Raw genomic sequence first — 21,403 nt, 5'->3', positions numbered from 1 at the left:
CCTTTGGATTCATGTGTGCTGGCGGTGAAGAGGAGATCACCGGCCATTGCGATTGGCTCTCTAATATAGAAAAATAAAGACTTGAATGTTGCTTGATATGTTTTGTTGGGATAAAAACAATTATTATAAAGGCTTCTAAGTGGTTGAAGGATCATAATAGACTGCTTCATTGATAAGACCAGCATCAAAAAATCTTTTCAACAAGAATGAAGCGGTTAATATGCTTGAACCAGGTACATTGGCAGTAATTTTGTCACGCATTTCTTGAAATAAAAGTTGTCTGTGTTTTGAATATATTAAACCAATTGCCTTGTAAAATTCAGAACCTCTAAATGAATGAAATAAATAGGGTGATACGAGTTCAAAACCATCTTCAAAGAGACGAAAATCAAGATCATCTCGCCAGGAAAAAATTAGATGATTATCGGTGGAATTTGGAATAAAGCGATTAATTAAATCTATGAATGCAGGATATACAGAATCGGGTGTGGAAAAGGAAACAGTTCCAAAATTCCGATAACCATGAGACCACTTATAGGATGTATAACAAGGACTTGTTAAGGTGATTGTTTTTTGGACCATATTAATTCGAAAACCTGTTACACAAGCAATTGATCCTTGCGGAATTAGAGAATAATCAACTTGATCTGCAGATGTGTATTGACGTGCATCTTTTACTTGAGACAATACTTTCATGCCAAACTTTTCACGACCACCAGGAACCTTGGCTCTTTCATCTTCTATTTCAATAGATTGAGCGAGAATCGAAGGATAAATGAACTCAAGAGGAGAGAAGTGCCTATGCATTTTTTCCATAATATGTGGTGATAACACACTTACTCGTGGCCAAAATGTGGGCTCTGGAAATGAGTAAAATTTAATCAAATCCTCTAACCAGTCTATATTATATCTCGCTGTAGATGTGCAAAGCTTATATCCTGTTATTTGATAGTATGTTTCCAGAAAATTAATATAGTCGGGATTGTCATTCGGTTCTGTAGCATAATACAGCATACCCCCACCACATCCATCACCTAGTATGAGTTGCAACGACCGAGCAACTGCTTTAAAAAGATCAAGATTATGGTTATTATTGAAATCAAAAATAGACTCGAGCTTTTGTGCATCATATGCACAGAACGTGCAGCCAACTGTACAGCCAACTGCTAATTCTATTGCAAATGTTGGGTGGTCAATACTCGTTCCATAAAATCCAAGTTCACTCTGAATTGATAAAATTCTACGTTGACGCCATGTGAAATATGGAGAATCACCATTGAATTTATTCAAAGTCCAATTCTGATGTTTAATCAACGATCTATTTTTAAGTAAAGTTAGCTTGAAATGCAATCTAAGTATTTGGTTTGAAACTTTTTGATCTATTTCTTCGAGCAAATGCTGATGGCTCTCTTCGACATTATTCAGTACCTCAAATATTGGATGTATTTTGGGAGAACTATACAAAGTGCTCATCACTTCAATGACCTCTCTTCGTACTCCCAGATTCATAAGACGATTCAACCAAAAGGATGATAGTTGAGATGTACGACATTGATCTCTAAATTCAGCCGAACCTTCGTACCATTCCTGGAAGCGTTTTATTTCGGCAATAATTATTTTTTGATCCAAAGTCAAAGATTCAATAAACTGCACAGGCTCATTCGAGCGTCTATAATTTGTCACATTTATGTTTTGACTCGGATTATTTTGCATGATGATGCTTCGATTTAAATAATTTGTATAACATTATACTAGCATCTTTACGCTTCTGTAACCATATTTCTTGATTGACCAGGATTGCTTAATTAACAATCATTAATCAATGAGGAAAAGGAGATATTGTTCGCTGTTCATCGGTCTGTTAAACAATAGTGTTATGCATCATTTCTTGTATGCGAGACTCATTGTTATATGATAATTCTCTTTGCAATATTCAGAAACAACAGATTGATTCATATTTATAATACTTGCATTGCTAAACACTCCTGCCAAATTAAGGAAAATCAGAAAAACAAACAGATTTGCTTCTTGTTAAGTGCAGTAGCTAAAATGTCTTTGTCAAAAAAGCTTTGTAATTGAGAAGCCATGACTAGATAAAAAAAAGAGGCTGATAATGATCAACCTCATGTTCTTAAGTTGCAAATTAATGGTTACCAGCCTGAACCTTGAGTCGTTGATGTAACACCAGCACCGGCACCAACCACAGCAGCAGCCAATGCTGTTGCTGTTCCGCCAGCGACGCCACTCAGATCAGCTTCAGAAAGATCAGCAGCATCACCAAGTGATTCTTTAAAGTGATCTTCCAATTCCTTTGTAGTTATCGTAAAACCTAACTCTTTAGCAAAGTCAACAATCTTGGGGAAATCAGAAAAACCAACAGCTTTTGCTTTTGCGGTAAGCGCGGCGTCGCTATTGACCTTGTCAAAAAAGCTTTGTACCTGAGAAGCCATAATTAGTGTAAAAAGTGGAACAAAATGAGCCTTGTGTACTTGAGTAGTGAATTAATGGTTACCAGCCTGAACCTTGAGTCGTTGTTGTAACACCAGCACCGGCACCAACCACAGCAGCAGCCAATGCTGTTGCTGTTCCGCCAGCGACGCCACTCAGATCAGCTTCAGAAAGATCAGCAGCATCACCAAGTGATTCTTTAAAGTGATCTTCCAATTCTTTTGTAGTTATCGTAAAACCTAACTCTTTAGCAAAGTCAACAATCTTAGGGAAATCAGAAAAACCAACAGCTTTTGCTTTTGCGATAAGCGCGGCGTCGCTATTGACTTTGTCAAAAAAGCTTTGTACTTGAGAGGCCATAGCTGCAATGAAAGCGTAGCACTAGCAATATAGAGAGTTTGCGCAATGCATGCAACAACGAATGTATTTTTAAATACTTAATTCTCAGGAATTGACCAGAGCTCGCATAAAGGCGCATTAAATTTTTTGCGAAAAATAAATAAATCTAAATTAAACATTTTAACATAAAGCAGTTTCTTCACATATTACCATATAAATATAATATTTTATAGCATACTAATCTTTTTGAGATAACTGTATGGCAATTCAGCCAAACGATTTGGGTTGGATTTTCCAACTAAAATATGTAGTTAAATACTACCTTCTTATGCGAGTATATACGAGTAGGAGATTTAATGATTTTGTTATGCATAGATTGATTATTATTGCTTAAAACATTTACTTCAAAAAAATTGATTTAATAAGTCAATCCGAATGTGAAATCAAATTCACAGTTGCCAACACTTTATAGAATAACGAAGATGCTTATCATAAATTTTCTTAAGTCAACAAACATGAATTAGAGGCTATATAATGTATGATGGAATAGAAAAACCAGATAATTAATTTTCGAATCAAAGCGTATATAACAATATAGGTTATTATCAAATATCAATGACATTTAAACAAATTTAGAAAAGAAGGCGCAGATTAGCTAAATGATTCTGATAAATATAATTGATCTTGGTGTTCAAGTAATTGTGGAAAAAGAAAACCAATATATGCTTTGATTTTAGGACCATTCGATAAAAATGTATGTGGTGAAAAAGAAAATTTTATATGATGAATGGACATATAAGATTGAATTGCAAACACTTTGTGCTCATCTTTAATATAATGGTATGGATTGTTGTGAACATGAGGCGGAAGTGATAGCTTATCCATAAACAGATTGCTTAAATCATCCAACTTTATCGAATGACCATAGATAGCTTTGATAGCATTTAACATAGTTAACCATTCAGCTTTATCCATCCAAGGTTTATATACTTCAACGCCATACACTAAATTAAGATTACCTGAATCATTAATATCTAATCCAACAGCAAGAAGCGTCGGCTGTACTAATCTTAAAAAGGTATCAAAATGCTTATCATGTAGCATTGGTAGATAAATAGACTTTAAAAAAAAAGTGATGGACTGGAAATCAGTGTGAGTAAAAACTAATCTTGTTGATGGTATTTTCCTACTCTGCATATATCCAGCTTGTGTTAACTTGAGACCGTATTTGTTAGCTTTTTCCAATATCCAAGTAATATTTTTAAAAGGGACAGATGGAAAAATGTGATTTAAGGTATTTAATGCAGAAAATTCATCACTGATATTATTTTCCATATTTTTTGTTCCAACAAATATGGACGGTGTAATCAAAGCAAAATCATTATTATTAAATGATGACCAGTCATACTCCAACCAAATATTTCTAATATTAACATTGCATTGTGAGCTAGAAAGTATACTTAAAATAATATCACTTGAATGCCGCGGGAGATTAAATCCATATTTAAATATTTGTGGGGACCAACTTAAAGTTGATGGCTTAAGCTCTAGCAGCAAGTCTGCTATTAAATTTTTATCATATAAATCTAATTCTATCCCAGAGAACTGAAATATTGAAGGAGAAAAACCTGACAAAAATAATGAATAGACATCTTTAGAATCCCCAGCAATATTTAAGAATTTATGAGAAGCTAAAATTTCAGTAATTGATTTGAAATTCATAAACTCTGATTTTCTCGAAGAAAGGAGTAATGTTCTAAAATAGCATTAGCTATTTTTTTAATATACTGCTTCTCTGAAATTGAGAGAAAATATTTTTTCCCCCTACCCTTATTTACATGTGTATTTTTCGACAATAAGCTCGTATCTATGCCAAGAAAATTTCCAATTGAACCCAAGGAATTTGAAATCATATTTGTTTCAAGATAGAGTGTATTTTTATCTTTACAAAAAGAAAGAAGATTTTTATGTTCTGTATACCAAAAATTGATCAAATCTTTTATTAAAAGTTCTGCATATGGTGTTCTTGTTTCTAGAGTGCATTCATATAATTTTTCCCAATCAAATGATAATGAATAAATTTTTCCATAATTTGACATCCATATTGGCATTTCTTGACTCCCAAAGATAGTTCGATAATAGAGAAGCATTGATACAAATGATTCAATCCAGCTTATAGGTTCTCTCAGCAAATATATATATCTCATATTTGGATAAACTTCATGAATATGACTAGGACACATAAAATTAAAGCTCGCTGCATCTACTTTCATATTAGATAACATCCATCTTTTCTTCACATGATCAATTAAAATTTTATCAAAATTATTGGCATTGCCATTCAATCTATACCTTGAAAAAATATCTACTGATTCTTCCTCCAAATATTCATTTTTCGATCCAAAATTCTCAAGTATTGAGAATATAGAGGTGGTTCCACTGCGTGGCAACGCTAGAATGGTAGTTTTTTCCATTAAAACAATTTTTCATCTGACACCATGAAGGAGTATAAATGACGTGGTATAATATGGTGGTGAAACGAATTTAAATTTATTGAATTTATATAATCAACCCTTTCTTTATGGTTATGCTTGACTTCTTTAGAATAAACAACACAAGGAATAATCCATAAATTATATGGAAAACAATTTTTAATTGAGAATATATCGTAATTAAAACAATTATTACTGGTAAGACATTCAAACGTTTGGGCAAGGATTTTTGCAATCCTATATTTCATTTTATATTTCTGCAATGAGTTGAGTAGACATAATCGACAGGTATATGAAGTAACGGCATATGATAGAGCTTGATTAGTAAGTAGACATAGCATCCAACGTAAGCGTTTCGTGCTAGTCCTATCAATTATTTTCGATTGAATCTCAAAACATCGAAACTCAGATTGCATAGAAAATTTATTCGTAAAGAACGCTTTAAACATAAAATTGCATGACTCCTCAAACAACATGTAATCCTTTTCCTTCGCAGATACGGAGATCAGCCTGCTTAATAACATCATATGACTATCAATAAAAAAGTAAAGATCATGGTATTTTGTGTATAAATACGAATCATTTTCAATTGACTCATGGATTGATTTTAATGATTGTTGACCTTGCCCATTACAGAAATAAAATAACGATTCCGCATGATATAACCAGCTTTTTGAAAGTGGGTATTTAATTCCATCAAAGCTTTCTGCTCTTGAATATAGTGATAACAATTCACTTTTAAGACGGCCTTGACAATCACGTTGAGATTGAATGTTTTTAACAAATTTCCTGCAATCTTCAACAAAAATTCTCAAGGAATGGTCTTTGTCATCATGTTTATTAATTAATTTAGTTGCATTTTGAATAAATGCCTGGCCAGATAAAATATAATTATTGCAAAAAGATAATTCTTTGATCTCCAATTCTCTTGCATTAGGTATTGTCATTTCAAAAGAACCTTACCAAGCCAGAGTTTGACTTTTTACTAAAGTCAAACCAACCATTGTTTAAAAAATTTGAGCAATGATTTTTCTCTCTAAGTAACAATGCATTATTCAATATTGATTCGCAATACCTTAATCGTGCCGAATAAGAACTAACAATATTCTCAACAGATGAATATAATTCTATTGAGTTTTCGAGGGCATAGTCGTAAATGGTTTTCATAGCATATGCTAAAAGTTTATTTGTATTAAAATTACCAGTTTCAGTCGTAAACGCAATTCCAAGAGCTTTAAAGTCTGATTGTTTTGAATAAACTAGTGGTGGATTAAAGGATTTATAGCTGATAACGTAGTCAAAACCAATGGGAGCCCCATTATAAATAGGACCTGCCCATCTAGCATTATCAACTGGTCTAATTATGTTTCTGAAATTTAAATACCATTCCTCTAATAAATTCCATGACTTTTCTTCCTGTTCGGGAGAAACAAAAAAAGTCACCCATAGCGTTCTAATCTTGTTTTCACTAAACTCACTAGCTGACTTTTCTGCTGTACACTGCATATTATTAAAATGATTACTACTCGTTGGCACAATCTTCAAATCAGCATCTATAAATATACCAAACTGCCCCCTTGATCCAAAAAGGTACTTAAAGTCTGATGAATTAGGATTTGAGGTACAGAGTTTTCCTTGACCATTAAGATACCTGATTTGTGTAACATTTTCCCAAAATCCGCCATGTACACAAGATCTTCCAGCTTTCATTTCTTTTCCTGGTTCAGTTTTGCCTATCCCTCCGGCCGAAATAAATCCCCCAACTGTTGGTGATGCATCACCACCATTGATTACTGGCAGTTCGAGATTTTCTTTAGATAACTTGCTCTGAATATTCCACAATTTAGCAGATGCATCTACGCGTATTGTTGATTTTTTAATTAATTGTATTGAATTGAATATATTTGATTTCAATAAAATTTCATTTTCAATTGGCAAATTGCATGTAGACAAGGAATGGGACGAGCCTATGTGTCGAACATCTAATCCTCTACTCTTTGCCTCCTTTAATATATTCTTAAGTTGCAATAAGGAAGAGTATTTGATCAAGTTATACTTTTCGCTTGATAGATAAAACTGGGAGTAATTCGTGATTCTCTTCATCAAAATAAACCCTGTTTGAATGTGGCTTTAGGTGCAACGTGCTTGTAAAAAAATATATTTTCTATATGTGAGAGCTTGGAGAATATAGGTATTTGATAAATTGGGCCAGGTAGACCTTCCAATGGATCGCAATTACTATTATATTCTAAGTCGTCTATGCACACACTTTGCAAAGAGTTTATAAAATCTTTCAACCTTTTTACCTTGGCTGAGCAAGGTATAGCTATGTGATCAGATAGGTCTTCTCTTACACCCTGGATTTGTGATGCTCTCTGTTGGCATGCTTCCGTAAAGGAACCAATGACTGCATCTTCAAGAGATATTGATGATTTGCTTCCAAAATTCACGGATAAATTTGGAGAAAGAGGAGATTCATCAAATATTATACACCAAATTGTTGGTACTTTTGACGTCGTTATCACTATAAAATTAATGCAAAATAAATTCTCGTCTTGAAAGTTTAAGGATTGTTCTAATAGTGTAATTACACTTCTAATATTTATCTTCTTGACCACATTTTTATTGGCGGCGCCTTTTTCAAAGATTGATGATATATAATGTCTTTCTATTAATTCACATATTCCATGTCTTATTGCCGATTTGTTATTTAAACCACCTGACAACCCGTTGGTTACCATCCCAAATTTTGACGCATTATTTGATAGGTATGCCCAATAAAGTGGAACATATACATCTTCTCCACTTTTAATTTCTCTTGCTTTAATCCAAGTTATTTCTTCTTTATTTATTATTGGAGTAACTCCCAACAGCTTCTTCGACTCACTTTTTAAATGAATCAGTGAAATAGGATTTGCTGGATTTATCGTTACATCTAAAGGATAAGAATTTAAATATGACTCACATACATATCCTTCTAATGCTTCCATTATTGCCGTTATGATTGCTTGCTTTTTTGTAAATCCTTTTCCAGCCGATACTTGCCACATAAATGCTTTTGGTCTACACGCACTCCAAATTTCTACATTTGTTTTATCAAGTTTAGTTATTCTTGAGAGTCTAGTGATTTCTGCATTAATACAGGCACGATTAAATAAGTTCGCTAAATTTTCTGGCAAATACCGCTTAAGTATTTTTTCTACTTGGCTGAGCTCATTCATAATATAAGTTCTCTACTGTCTCTAAAAGTGGCGACAAGTCTCTATTATATAGTCGACCTAGTAAATTAATAAAATCAAGTGACTTTATATCATATTCTTTTTTTTGCAAACGAAACTTCAGTAAATTGACGACCGATAAGGGTAGCATGTTATTCGCTACATTTAATATGTATGAAAAAGTACGTTCATTGAAAGGCTTGCTTTTGATCCGGTTAAGAAACTTTGCTGCATTGATATCAGATAAATAATGCTGTCCATATATTGAAGACAAAATCCACATTATTGTTGCCATTGGTACTGAATACGAAATAATGTTGCCAGATGGATCAACACTATATAACAATGAAACCTCATCATCGCCCTCAATAGTTGCACTTAGAACATTTTTGTATACCCATCCACTCCCTATCATGCCATGAACTCCTAGTTCTGCAGCTCTTAGTGCGCCTATACTAGAACAACCCAGTACAGTTTTTCCTATTGTTATTGCATGTATTATTTCTCGTTGCCAAACAGCTCTAGAGGTTGCAAATACTCCATCTACTATTAGAAATCTATCATATTTTTCTGCATCTCTATAAATATCATTTTTTTTTACAGCAGGTAAATAGTCAACACCATTTAATTTAGGAAGAAAATTTTTATTAAATGTACTTTCTATGTAGACCGCTGTTTTTGGGTTGATCAAAAAATGAAGGAATAAACAAATTTATATTAACACAAGCCCATTCATATACAAGTGTTGCACTTCGACGGTTGAGTCTAGTCTTTGTGTGCTATATTAGTAAAAATTTTAAATCTTATGAGTTGCACAATAGACCTCCCCAAAATCTATATGCAAGAGCTTGGTTTACAGGATAAGCCAGTTATTTCTGCTTCGAATTTAGAGGAAGTCTTTAATTTTATGAAAATTACTTATCCATCTATATTCGATCAGCTATTTGACAGTACAGGGTCTGCAAAGCAATATGTTGCAATTTTTCTCAATGGAAAAAACATAAGAGATCTTTCTATAAGCAATAAGTTAATCGAGGATGACTCTATTATTTCCTTTATGATTCCAATTGCCGGTGGTTAGATCCTTCTTAATGTATAATAGAAAGTTGTAAATAAATTCATCTATTTGTTATCACTTCTTTTTGGTTTTACTTTCACCCTTTTACTCAATTGATGTCTTAATTTTAAAACCTTACTTTCTTTGTATTACATCTTACTTTATGAACTCCGAGTGCTTAGATGAGCTTTTTGCAAAGGCAATAAATAAAACAAAATCCACTGTATCAAATCATTTTATAATTAATGCATCTTCAATTTGTATTACTGGTGATATCCATCAGGATTACAAGGCAACAACTTCCTTTTTTATTCGTGACGCCAAGTACTTTCATAAGTGGCACAATACTATAAACGAGTCTCTTATCAGTGAATTAATATCTTCTGTAGGAGTTAATATTAAGACTCCTTTAAGCTACTCTTATGGATGTTCTTCTGCAGGAGATACTTGGTTGATCCAAAAAGCTCTTGTATCAAACAAATCAATTTATCTGCCTGATATACTTCATAGATGTTTTTTAATTGGACAAGCATTTGTATTTTTCTATATCCTTGGAACAACTGATTGCCATAAAGATAATTTTGTTTTTAGTGATGATTCTCTTTTTTGGCTTGATTCTGAGACACTTTTGTCAGCTTATTATTTTAAGAATCTAAAGTTAATCAACCAACCTGAAGATAATTTTTTTTCAAATAATGACTTCAATTTATCTGAGCTTCTAAAAACAAATCGAAGAGAAGGTACTAGTAACACGGAAGATCTAAGTTTGTTTAATTCGTTTATTCGCAGCTTACCAGCTGAAATCGACAACGCAAAAATTTTAGAATCAATGCATGATGGTATTGCTTTTGGATACAAATGTTGTTTTAATTCTCAAAGCTTTATTTTCGATTGGATACTCTGTACTGACATTGAGTCAACCAGAGTAATTATTCGCGCGACTCGAATTTACGAGCAAATTATTAAATTTTTGCTTGATAGTAAAAACGAGATAGAAAGAGATTTTCGTGCAGAGAAAATCTTTAAATCAATGTATAACCTGGGTATCTCTGAAGAGGGTGTACTATCTAAACTTAGACAGATATCAACGATTGAGATTAATCTACTAAAGCAAGGTTTAATCCCCAAATTTCGAATAAAAGATTTGCCTTTGGAGATCAAAAATAAATATTCAATAGCAAAAAATGTAGTCAATAGAATTAATTCAACAAACTGTAGTAAGTTGATTCAAAATTTTAACAAAATTATAAATATTTAGCTTTGTTTTTTATATAATAAACGCCTAATTAATTACAAAGAAACGTTAGTGTTTGCTCTGTTGATGCACTAGTGGTGGCTTTACCTCCTGTGTGGAAATAATTGAACTATCAACCTCATTAACAAAACCTGCATTGAAAAAACTTACTAAAAGACGCGAGACCTCAAATATATTTGTATCTTTTACTTCTTTTAGCAAGATGTCTCTCACCTCCCCAAGTGTGTAACTTTGGCAATGACTCGTTATTTCTCCTAACACTTTATAGAGTTTCGTTCCTCTGAATGTATAGTACTTATAGGGACTTACTAATTCAAAGCCATCATTATGAAGGCGTACCTCCAAATTGTCACGCCAGGAATAGACCATGCTCTCTGTCATTTCTTTATGCATGCAACTTTCAATCAATTCTAAAAATGCAGGATATACTGATTCAGGTGTAGTAAAATTCACAGTTCCATACTCACGATATCCATGGGTCCATTTATATGACGTGTAACACGGACTTACAGCTGTAATTGTTTTCTTAACCATATTAATTTTAAAACCTGTTACACATGCTATTGAGCCCTGTGGTATTTTAGAATAATCAACTTCTTCTTCTGATTTGTAATTTCTAGCATCTTTTACATCTGCTAGTTGTTTTAATCCAAATCTTTCTCTTCCACCAGGAACTTTTGATCGCTCATCTTCCATTTCAATTGATTGAGCAAGAATCCATGGATAGATAAAGTCAATGGGTGCAAAGTGCTTATGAATTTTTTCCATGCAATGTCTTGATAAAACACTTAATCTTGGCCATGGAAGAGGCGTTGGTGTTGAATAAAAATCTTTTAATTTTTGAATCCATTCTATATCATATCGAGCTGTTGATGTACAAAGTTTGTGCCCTGTTACTTGATAGTATTCTTGCAAGAAATCAAGATAGTTAGGATTATCGTTCGGTTCTGTTGCATAATAAAGCATTCCACCACCGCATCCATTATCACCAAGTATTTTTTTTAGTGAACGTGCTACTTCAACAAATAATTCACGATTCACATCGTCATTATAGTCAAAATTTATTTCATGCTTCTTTGCGTCGAATGCACAAAAAGTACAACCAACAGTGCATCCGATACCTAATTCAATTGAGAATGTTGGATGATCAATTGAATGACCATACCAGTCTAATTCATCTCTCATTGCACGAATATGTCTTTTTCTCCAGTTGAAATACGGAGAATCTCCATCAAGAATGTTTAATGACCAATTCATATGCTCCTGGTGGGCATGGATTCTAATTACCATATATTTTAAATAAAGAGTAATTATCTTATCTCTTTCTGTTTTATCGATTGAATCATAAATTTCGTCTAATTTTGCATCTTTTTCATATGTCTTTTCTAAAATTGGATGCTGAAAATCCTTTGTAAATATTTTTTTCATACTTGATATGACTTCTTTGCGAATACCAAGTGATTCTAACTTATTATACCATTCATCTGAAATTAAATTTTGTCGACATGCATCTCTAAATTCCGAGGATCCTTCGTACCATTCTTTGAAGCGTTTTATCTCTGCAAATAATTTTTTTTCTTCAAATGGTAATGCTTCTATGAATACTCCGGGAGTTGCAGGACGAGCATTTTTTGCAGGTGTCATAAACATTAAATGACTTATTAATATTTTAGCACTATAGACAGTTTAATTCGCAGGCGTAGTATTTCTTGTTTATGATTTAATATTTTCCCCTCTTTTGATCTCACTCTTTCTCTTCTTCTAGAAAAAAATTGTCGGCAGATTGCTGAATTTGTATTTTTTTAGTATAGATTAATAGAATTATCTATTACTTTTCCCCATTCTATTATACCGCCTTTCAAGGTTTTAGCTGCTAAACCATGCTTCTTAAATATCTCTATTGCCTTCTCTGATCTTACCCCGGTTTTGCAATATACAATTATAATTCTATTCTTTATGTTAATAACTTCTTCATTTGTAAATTCCCATTTTATTATTTTGTTCAATGGGATATGGATAGATTCTTTTATGCTGCATATATTTCGTTCCTGAATAGTTCTTACATCAATTAATGCGATTTCATCTGACTCTTTGCTTCTCAGGCTATTTAGCTCTTTTACACTTATTTCTACACTGCTGTTCTTCGTGTTAATGCTACCCTGATCTTGTTTACTTGCTTTTATTTTATCTATGCTTTCTCGTTTGGGATCTTTTTTTATTTCAAACTCTGTAAATCTCATTTCGATTGCGTCATATATAAGCAGACGGCCGTCCAATGGTTTTCCAATTCCCGTTAAGACTTTTATTGCTTCTGTCGCTTGGATTGTCCCTATGACCCCTGGTAATACCCCTATGACGCCTCCTTCAGCGCAACTGGGAACCATCCCCTCCGGTGGTGCCTCGTAAATGAAATCACGATAGCTTGGGCTATTATCCTTTAAATTAAAGACTGATACATGACCTTCAAATTGTAAAATTGATCCATATATATAAGGTTTTTTAAGAATAACTGACGCATCATTCAACAGATACCTACTCTCAAAGTTATCAGTTCCATCACACACTAGATCATATTCTTTTAATGTATCCAATACATTGTTGTCATTCAGTTTTATATAATGAACCTCAACTATTATATTTGGATTTATCTCTTTGACTCTCTCTTTCGCTGATTCTACTTTAGGCTTGCCTATCCATTTCACATTGTGTATAATCTGCCTCTGTAAATTTGATTTATCAACGATATCAAAATCTACAATTCCAATTCTACCTACTCCTGCAGCTGCTAAATAAATAATTATTGGTGATCCTAATCCTCCTGCTCCAACCACTAACACATTAGAATTGATTAATTTTTCCTGGGCATTGATGCCAAAGCCAGGAAGCGTTAGGTGTCTAGAATATCTTAAATAATCATCCTTACTTAGTTTGTTCTTATTAGAACTCTCCATTCCAATTGCACTTATCTTATGGCGATTCTAATTTAATCTCCAGTTTAAACAGGAATGGATGAAATATTTATTAATCTTGATTAAACTTTTATAATTCCTTTTTCTACTAACTCACTAAACTTACCACTTCCTTCAACCGTTCCTTTTCCAATGTAGATTACTTGGTCAGCATCTGCAATTGTTGACAATCGATGTGCAACGACTATACGAGTCATTTTCATTCTAGATAAGTTCTCTGTGATTAACTTTTGTGATTCATTGTCTAAAGCACTTGTTGCTTCATCCATCAATAACAGTTTTGGTTTTGAGATAATGGCTCGAGCTATAGCTATACGCTGTCTTTGTCCTCCAGATATACCTTGACTAGATTCGTTCAAAACAGTATCTAATCCTAATGGCATTCTTTTGATTTGTTCATCAACAGCTGCATTCTTAAGCGCATCCCACACCTCATCTTCTGTACATTCTAATCCTGCTGATACAATCTTATATATAGTTCCAGATGGCAAAGGTGCTAATTGCATAACGACCCCTATTTGTTTTCTAAGTTGTCGTATATTGTAATCCGTTATTGATAATCCATCTATCAAAATACTTCCATTAATTGGTTCATAAAATCCTAATAACATAGATAGTACTGTAGATTTTCCACATCCTGATTCACCTGTTATCGCTGTCAAACTACCTGCCGATATTTTAAATGATAAATTTGTGAATAAATCTTTTTGTGCTTCGTCATATCTAAACTTTACCTCATTAAATTCAATATCTCCCCTGATGTTTCTGACAATCGTCTCAGGACCGTAACCGGTTTCTTGATCTTGAAAAAGTACTGGCTTTGCTCGTCTCCAGTTTACTATTACTTGACCACCAATATTTGAAAGTGTCCTAAATACACTTACCATATTTTGGTTGAATGCTGAGTAAGCTGCATAAAAGGGGAAAAATGAAATAATTAAACCTGTGCTGCTTAGTGCTGTGTTATTAGCAAATACCAATTGATATACGATGTATCCAAAAAGTGTTGTGGCTCCTAGTGGCTGCACCATAGATGATATTACTTCCGTAACATTTGTCCATAAAGTGTATTGCCTTGTCAAGTAACTAATATTACTAATCTCTTTGAACCACTTTGCAAAAATAAAGGGTTCAGTTTCTGTTGATCTTATTTGAGCTACCCCGTTGATCGTTTCAAAGGTAAAGCTTGTTAAATCTGCTTGCTCCTGTAATAGCGGCCATTGCAGCATTGATTGTTTGTAAATACTATAACAACCAATTACAACTACAATTACCGTTACTGCTAATGCTACCCATGTTAGTGGCGGGTTAGTAAGATACATCATTATAAAGTATATGAATGAAAACAAGAAACTCAATATAGTTGTGAGCGCCTGATTACCTAATAACTGCCTTAATGTTGTTATAGCTGAGATTCTGCTATTCATATCACCTGTGGTGTATTTTAGCATGAATGTAAGAGGTAGTTTTAACGTTCTCTCCCATACTGCAGTCTGGACTTGTAAATCCACTTCTGTTTCTAATCTCAATGAGATCAACGCTTGAAAGTATTGAAATATTCCTGTTAATGCTGCAATTATCAAAGCAGGCCATATCATCTGTATGACGACTTCTTTACTTGTCGATGGTATAGCCGTCGAGGTTAAAAACTGAGTGATAATTGGTTGAGTAAGGTTAAAGCACATCACCAACACAGAAACCGTTACTATTCCAATTAAAACTGATATGAATTTTCCAAATGAGAACGAGAGAATATCTATTGGAGACTCTAACTTATATGGTAAGTGCCTATATAGTTCATATGCTTTTTCAGGCTTTTCTTTGTTAATTCTCGAAAATTCACGAGCTAGCTTTGTTCTATTGATTCTAGGACAGTAAACTAACCTTTGGCCTCTTTTTGTATAGGTTACTATTTTGGAATTATCTTTGTATTTTAAAAGGATTGCCAAGTTTTGTGATTTTTTTGAGCTATATTTTTTGATGTTAAAGTCTATTTCGCGAGGATGTATCCTATTGAAAAACAGTTTGTCTATCAGCTTTAAGTTTTCTGATAAATTATCGACTGGATTTGCATTTGCTAAGTTTCTTGTGATGAACTGAACCAGTCTGTCGTCTTCATTTGTATTACTTATTTCATTTATCTTTTCTAGATCAAGATTCTCTGCATTTTCTATAATTTGTGTAATTAGTTTGTTTTCGGTAGTCATTTCGACGCCTCCTCTGATTTAACAAGTTCTGAAAATAAACCATTCCTTTTTAAGAGCTCATACGGTGGACCATATTCCATAAGTTTGCCATTCTGCATTACCAATACATTATCTGAGTTAACGGCTGTATATAATCTATGTGAAACTGATATTACAGTCATTTTATTTGCTAAAATTGAATTTATTACTTTTGTTTCTGATTTATTATCTAATGCACTTGTGGCTTCATCTAACAGGACTAGTTCGGGACGTCTTGCTAATGAACGTGCAATTGAAATTCTCTGCTTTTGTCCACCGCTTAATTTACTACCACCTTGTCCGATATTGTAACTATATGACTGTGGAAATGTGCGAATAAAATCTGCTATGTCTGCCATATTGCAAGCCCATTCAATATCTTCTTGTTTTATATCAGGATCCCATAATGATATATTATTAGCAAAGGATGTGTCAAACATAAAAATGTCTTGTGGTACATACGCTACTGCACTACTAAATTGCCGAAATCCGTACTCTTCTCTTGTGACTCCGTCAAATTTTATTTTCCCAGAATTTTGTGTATATAAGCCAGCTATTAATTTTAGTAAGGTTGATTTCCCACAACCGCTCGGTCCGCAAATCGTTAGAGAAGTGCCTTCCTTTACTGTAATGTTTAAACTGTCTATAAAATTGTCTTCGTTTGCTCCATAAGCAAAACATAAATCTTTAATTTCTACATTTATCCCTCTTTCATTGTTCAGATCTATTATATTGAAGTCATTTTTTGTTGTTTTTAATGATGTAACATTTGGTTCGTCTTCTTCCTCTGTTAAATCTTCTGTCCTGCCAAAGTAACCATCGACCAATTGTAAAACACTTCCTAGACTGGCAATTCCCCCAATTGGCGCCTGGAGTGTAGGTTGTAGGAATTGAAAAGCAAGTAGTCCACCTAACGTAAATCTACCATCTATTATTTGCAATCCGCCTACAATCAAAACAGCTACATTTAATACAAATCTCGATGTTATTGCCATAGTTGTCATTATACCTACTTGTGAGCCTAATACTTGCTGTTGATAGTTAAATGATGTATACACATTCATCCAATTGTTTAATGTTTCCACTTCAAGTCCACATGATTTTATCATTTGAATATCTTTAATCGCTACTAACCCTGTTCCTGAAACTAACCCTTGTTGCCTTGATAATTTCTTATTTTCATCTTTTCTTGTTTCGGTAAAGTAATAGCTTAGCCCTAAGTTGAAGACGATTACAATTAAAGTCATCAGTGTAAGCCATGCATTGATGAACGCAGTAAATATCAATAATAGTAGAGATGATATTAATGTTAAGACAAATGATAATATTTGACCTATAATTGAACTCGACAATGCAATACCTAGAAGTAGTCTAGTTGCAACCTCTCCGGAAGACCTTTGAGCAAAAAAATTAAGTTGTGACGAAAATAGCTTTATGAACAAATTAGCTGAGATCCTCTTTGAAAGTCTATATCCAAGCCTTCTGAGTATTAGTTTTGATAGCGATGAAAAAATTCCTAGAACTGTCACTGATATTAATGATATCCAAAATATTGGTAATCCAAAATATGCATGCCCCTCCGACAAAAAACCATTTGCAAATTGTGCTGCTGATCCTGCAATGACTAGTTGTGGAACAATATTTAGTATTGCTATGAATAGGAGAGTAACTATTGCTGTTGGGAATGTGAACGAAGTGTTTAATAGTCTTTCCCATATGTTTGTAATTTTCCCACTCTTTTTAAAATCTTCCCCTGGTCTTACCAGTAATGTAATGCCTGTATATGATTCATCAAATTCTGTTTCATTAACAGAGTACTTTCCTTCTGCTGGATCATTCAGGTAAATTTCTGTTTTATTCTCATTCCATCCTTCAACAACTAGGAAATGATAAAATTTCCAAAAAATTATAAATGGTGGTTTTTGTTTAAATAATTGCTCAATACTATATTTTTTACCCCCTGTTATGCAGCCGTATTGTTGTGCTGCTTTTAATATTTTTATTGCACTTGAGCCATCCCTATTAATTCCACATGCCTTTCTTAACTCTGTTAGTCTGCAGTGTTTTCCGTAGTAACCTAAAATCATACCCAATGATGCAGCACCACATTCCGTTGCTTCATACTGAAGAATTGTTGGAGTATTACATTTGATCATTTCTTATCACCTCCTGTAAATGTAGTTGGACCATCGAGTCCAATGGTCTCTTTTACTATTGGTATCACTAGCTGCAATGGTGTTTTCTTTTCTGCTGTGACAGAAATAGATAATACATCTCCCAAGTTTGTTGATCTTGTTGGTTTGTTCTTCGATGTCCATATATAATCATCCTTCTCTTCATCTCTCTCCATTTCTATTAAAATTAAATTTGGTGTACTATTCATCCCTTCAACGGTTTGAGACGCTACGGTACTCGTTCCTAGTATTTTGCTTAAGGTTTTCGAACTTTCGCCGAATGGCACCAATGTTTTAATTCTTCCGACCATCCCTCCATATTCAGCCTTATTTACTCCTACTGGTGTTGCTATTACATGATCACCTTTATTTAAATGGTTACTTGCTTTTGTCTCCACAAGTCCTGCGATTACATCAGGCAAGTGATCTTTATTTTCTCTAGTCGATATTGATAATATTTCTGATCCTTCCGAAACTACGGATCCTTGTCCAACACTTAGATTGGCTATGTACCCGTCTGCTTCTGCTGTCACGAATGATTTTACTATATATTCCTGCATTGCTATCATTAACGACTTTAGCGCCATGATTTTATCGGTTTCTGCTTCCTCTAATGTTGATTTTGATTGTGCTATTTGCGAAATATAGTTTGTCACAAGTGATTTTTGCTCTAAGAACGATACTTTCGATACATAGTTTTTGTTTTCAAGCTTTGCATACGATTTTAGTATTTTTTTCTGTCCAGCCAACAAGGTTTGGTAGTTGTCTATCAATGCTGCTGATCTTGTTTTTCTTGCCTCTGCATCCGCTAAATCCTCGAAGTTTTTCTTTAGGCTCTCCACAAAGCTTTGCCTCGCATCGTCGCTAAAAATAATTCCTACTGGGTATCCTGTTTTTGCAGGAATACGTGATGCTGCGATATCTCGAAGTGCTATACCCGTAGGTAATTTGTCTACAAACTTTTCAAAATTAGCAAAGTCTGTTATGTTCAACATTGACTCGGCAAATACTGCCAATTTTCTTGGTTCTATTTGAAGATCTGGATCATTTTGTATTTTCCATGCCTCTTTAAATATATCTTTATGCTTCTTCAACGTCTCTGATTTTGTCAACACAAACCTACCGGGGCCTCCTGCTAAAACATCCATTTGATTATCCACACTAAGGACAACTGCGGTCCCCGAATAATTGATTGGTATTTTGGCTAGACAAGCCCATATAATTCCTCCTGTTGCTGAAGCTAAGGATGCAATTAATAAAGCTTTTGTTGGTAAACGAAAGATTTGTACTTGTCTTGATTCTAACTTATCCCCTTTCTTTTTTTCCTCCAGCGCTGCTTTTCGGAATATATTTTGAGACATAGATTTCCATATAATCATCAATTTTATAAGGCTTCAGTGGATGCGTCAAATTTCTTTACCCTTTTTTTAATTATTTGTCTTTCTCGTACCTCAATCTTGGTTTATAATTCCCGCTTGTGTTTGCTCCTTATTTTGTATAAAGTAATTTTCGCCTTTTTAGTTGTATTTTCTCTCTACTCCGGAAAATCATATTCACGTGAGCGTGAGCCTTCTGGTTTGGCTTCTGCTAGCACGGATCAACTACCCCTTGTTCAGCTAGATACCAGTAAATTGTCTGCTTTGCCCAAGCTTCTTAGCTTGGTCGATGATCTAAATCTTAGAATCCGCAGATATGAACAATTATCGAAGCCTATAACTTTAAAATCTTCACTCGAGTTGACACTTGTTTCCAATCCAACACTTGCAAGTTATCGTAATCTTATACTCTCTGAGTTCTATAATTTTAAAGCCTCTCAATCTTCCTGGTTTCCTAGTATTATTGCCTCTCCAACTGCACCTGCCTTTGGTCAGGTTTTTTCATCTACGAAGACCGGAAATTCTGCGGACAATATCTCGCCCTTTTCTAGTTCAACCAGTACAATTACTGAGAGTTATCAATTCACTCCAGGTATTGTCATTAATTGGAGTTTTTTGGATTTTAGTCGTCAACCTTTCATTGATTCCAGATTCCAGGCATTTAAGCAAAACCAATTTTTATACGCCTCAGCTGTCCGTGATCAATTGCTTTCTGTTCAAACTAATTATTATCAAATCCAGGCATCTGCAGCTCTAATTGCTTATTATAAGCCCCTTGCTGAAAATCTTCTTGATGAATATATTCTTCAGCTTGCCCAATTCGATGAGGGTTTGATTGATGTTGGTTCACTTTCGCAGCAGCGTTCTCAGTTGTTCCAGACTATTAATCAAATGATCGGATTTTATGATACTTTGTTTAGTTCTTCTTATACTCTTGCTGATAGTATCGGTTTATCCCCTGATTCTATTTTTAGACCAACTGACAAGTTGTTAGTTTCTGGCAAATGGCCTCTTTCCCTAGAAGATACTCTTGTTCAGGCTGAGACTTCTAGAGAGGATATTTTTGCTGCGATAGCAGCTGTTAAAGAGTTTGACGACCTCGCTAAATTTTATATACGTCAATATCTTCCTACATTCTCTTTGTATGCTACGGCTTCTATTGCAAATACTTGGGGGTCTTCTACTGAATCATATTTCCGAAATGGTCAAAGTATCGGTTCTAGAAGAGTGCCGTCCACTTATGATAATACTGCTTCCGCCGCTGTAGGCATTAATTTCTCTTGGTCCATTTTCGATGGCGCTAATAATTATTTTACTTCTAAGTCGAATAAAGAAACTGCGAATTCCAATCGTAACAAGGTTCTTTCTCAAGTTAATTCTGTTTCCGCGGAGGTGAAAAGTGCTTATTCTTTGTATGTGTCTAGTCGTTCGCAGCTTACTGCTGCATCAGAATCGCTTAAAGCCGCTCAAATTTCTCAAGAGGTGGCGCTCGAGAGATTCCGAGTTGGTATTAGTAATATAACTACCTTTATTCAAACCGTTCAGCTCTACTCAACTGCTGCTGTTGATTACACCGAGGCCCTCCAAAATTACAATATCTCACTCGCTCAGCTGTACCGTTATTCCGCCTCCTTCCCCTTGGATGTAGCAAATATTGATCCTAATTCATTTTTTTATGTTCAGTAGCTGATCGTAAGCGTAGAGAGTTTTTGAGTAATTCTTTGTTGCTTGATGATGATATTGTTTGTTTTCATTCATTTGCGATGTAACTTCGAGTTATCCGGGAGCACTCGGCTGGGCATAGCATTAATTTTGCCGTCAAGGCAGCCTTGATCTTTGGGCTTGAGCGT

Annotated in this window: 16 protein-coding genes; 3 read left to right on the top strand and 13 right to left on the bottom strand. The window is 34.1% G+C overall.

Annotated features, from left to right (window positions below; all coding sequences use genetic code 11):
• Positions 1 to 135: 135 nt before the first annotated feature.
• From SynMEDNS5_RS10130 to SynMEDNS5_RS10095, 8 genes are all read right to left on the bottom strand, one after another.
• Complete coding sequence (locus SynMEDNS5_RS10130; RefSeq protein WP_186583273.1) at positions 136 to 1,713, bottom strand: hypothetical protein; 1,578 nt, start codon at positions 1,711 to 1,713, stop codon at positions 136 to 138.
• A gap of 437 nt (positions 1,714 to 2,150) precedes the next feature.
• Positions 2,151 to 2,450 (bottom strand): Nif11-like leader peptide family natural product precursor, encoded by a 300-nt coding sequence (locus SynMEDNS5_RS10125; protein WP_186583272.1) that lies wholly within the window; start codon positions 2,448 to 2,450, stop codon positions 2,151 to 2,153.
• A gap of 58 nt (positions 2,451 to 2,508) precedes the next feature.
• Positions 2,509 to 2,808: a Nif11-like leader peptide family natural product precursor gene (locus tag SynMEDNS5_RS10120; RefSeq protein ID WP_186583271.1), complete on the bottom strand. Its 300-nt coding sequence runs from the start codon at positions 2,806 to 2,808 to the stop codon at positions 2,509 to 2,511.
• 630 nt (positions 2,809 to 3,438) lie between these two features.
• A complete protein-coding gene (locus tag SynMEDNS5_RS10115) occupies positions 3,439 to 4,509 on the bottom strand; it encodes a hypothetical protein (RefSeq protein ID WP_186583270.1) in 1,071 nt (356 codons plus the stop codon).
• The gene (locus SynMEDNS5_RS10110) at positions 4,506 to 5,261 is read right to left on the bottom strand and encodes a sulfotransferase (RefSeq protein WP_186583269.1); all 756 of its coding nucleotides are present in this window, start codon (positions 5,259 to 5,261) and stop codon (positions 4,506 to 4,508) included. The genes SynMEDNS5_RS10115 and SynMEDNS5_RS10110 overlap by 4 nt, the downstream gene beginning before the upstream one ends.
• A 966-nt stretch (positions 5,262 to 6,227) precedes the next feature.
• Positions 6,228 to 7,382: an FAD-binding protein gene (locus tag SynMEDNS5_RS10105; protein WP_255440129.1), complete on the bottom strand. Its 1,155-nt coding sequence runs from the start codon at positions 7,380 to 7,382 to the stop codon at positions 6,228 to 6,230.
• Entirely contained in the window at positions 7,382 to 8,500 is a 1,119-nt protein-coding gene (locus tag SynMEDNS5_RS10100; protein ID WP_186583267.1) for a YcaO-like family protein, read from the bottom strand. The genes SynMEDNS5_RS10105 and SynMEDNS5_RS10100 overlap by 1 nt, the downstream gene beginning before the upstream one ends.
• Positions 8,493 to 9,188, bottom strand: coding sequence for a TfuA-like protein (locus tag SynMEDNS5_RS10095; RefSeq protein WP_186583266.1), 696 nt, complete (start codon positions 9,186 to 9,188; stop codon positions 8,493 to 8,495). The genes SynMEDNS5_RS10100 and SynMEDNS5_RS10095 overlap by 8 nt, the downstream gene beginning before the upstream one ends.
• Positions 9,189 to 9,335: 147 nt before the next feature.
• Here SynMEDNS5_RS10095 and SynMEDNS5_RS10090 point away from each other — a divergent pair, with 147 nt between their 5' ends.
• A complete protein-coding gene (locus SynMEDNS5_RS10090) occupies positions 9,336 to 9,578 on the top strand; it encodes a MoaD/ThiS family protein (RefSeq protein WP_186583265.1) in 243 nt (80 codons plus the stop codon).
• A 139-nt stretch (positions 9,579 to 9,717) separates the two neighbouring features.
• Positions 9,718 to 10,812 carry a hypothetical protein gene (locus tag SynMEDNS5_RS10085; RefSeq protein WP_186583264.1) on the top strand — a complete coding sequence of 365 codons (1,095 nt, stop codon included), beginning with the start codon at positions 9,718 to 9,720 and terminating at the stop codon, positions 10,810 to 10,812.
• A 45-nt stretch (positions 10,813 to 10,857) separates the two neighbouring features.
• On the opposite strand, the gene SynMEDNS5_RS10080 is transcribed toward SynMEDNS5_RS10085, so the two are convergent.
• From SynMEDNS5_RS10080 to SynMEDNS5_RS10060, 5 genes are all read right to left on the bottom strand, one after another.
• Positions 10,858 to 12,453 (bottom strand): hypothetical protein, encoded by a 1,596-nt coding sequence (locus tag SynMEDNS5_RS10080; RefSeq protein ID WP_186583263.1) that lies wholly within the window; start codon positions 12,451 to 12,453, stop codon positions 10,858 to 10,860.
• 158 nt (positions 12,454 to 12,611) lie between these two features.
• Complete coding sequence (moeB, locus tag SynMEDNS5_RS10075; protein WP_186583262.1) at positions 12,612 to 13,760, bottom strand: molybdopterin-synthase adenylyltransferase MoeB; 1,149 nt, start codon at positions 13,758 to 13,760, stop codon at positions 12,612 to 12,614.
• 80 nt (positions 13,761 to 13,840) lie between these two features.
• Positions 13,841 to 15,985: an ATP-binding cassette domain-containing protein gene (locus SynMEDNS5_RS10070; RefSeq protein ID WP_186583261.1), complete on the bottom strand. Its 2,145-nt coding sequence runs from the start codon at positions 15,983 to 15,985 to the stop codon at positions 13,841 to 13,843.
• Positions 15,982 to 18,159 (bottom strand): cysteine peptidase family C39 domain-containing protein, encoded by a 2,178-nt coding sequence (locus SynMEDNS5_RS10065; RefSeq protein ID WP_186583260.1) that lies wholly within the window; start codon positions 18,157 to 18,159, stop codon positions 15,982 to 15,984. Before SynMEDNS5_RS10065 ends, SynMEDNS5_RS10070 begins: the two co-directional genes overlap by 4 nt.
• Positions 18,156 to 19,556 (bottom strand): hypothetical protein, encoded by a 1,401-nt coding sequence (locus SynMEDNS5_RS10060; protein ID WP_186583259.1) that lies wholly within the window; start codon positions 19,554 to 19,556, stop codon positions 18,156 to 18,158. Before SynMEDNS5_RS10060 ends, SynMEDNS5_RS10065 begins: the two co-directional genes overlap by 4 nt.
• A gap of 18 nt (positions 19,557 to 19,574) precedes the next feature.
• Here SynMEDNS5_RS10060 and SynMEDNS5_RS10055 point away from each other — a divergent pair, with 18 nt between their 5' ends.
• Complete coding sequence (locus SynMEDNS5_RS10055; RefSeq protein WP_186583258.1) at positions 19,575 to 21,239, top strand: TolC family protein; 1,665 nt, start codon at positions 19,575 to 19,577, stop codon at positions 21,237 to 21,239.
• Positions 21,240 to 21,403 lie beyond the last annotated feature (164 nt).

The sequence above is a fragment of the Synechococcus sp. MEDNS5 genome (assembly GCF_014279875.1).
In the GTDB taxonomy this organism is placed as follows: domain Bacteria; phylum Cyanobacteriota; class Cyanobacteriia; order PCC-6307; family Cyanobiaceae; genus Synechococcus_C.
This window is presented reverse-complemented; position numbering and strand designations above follow the sequence as displayed.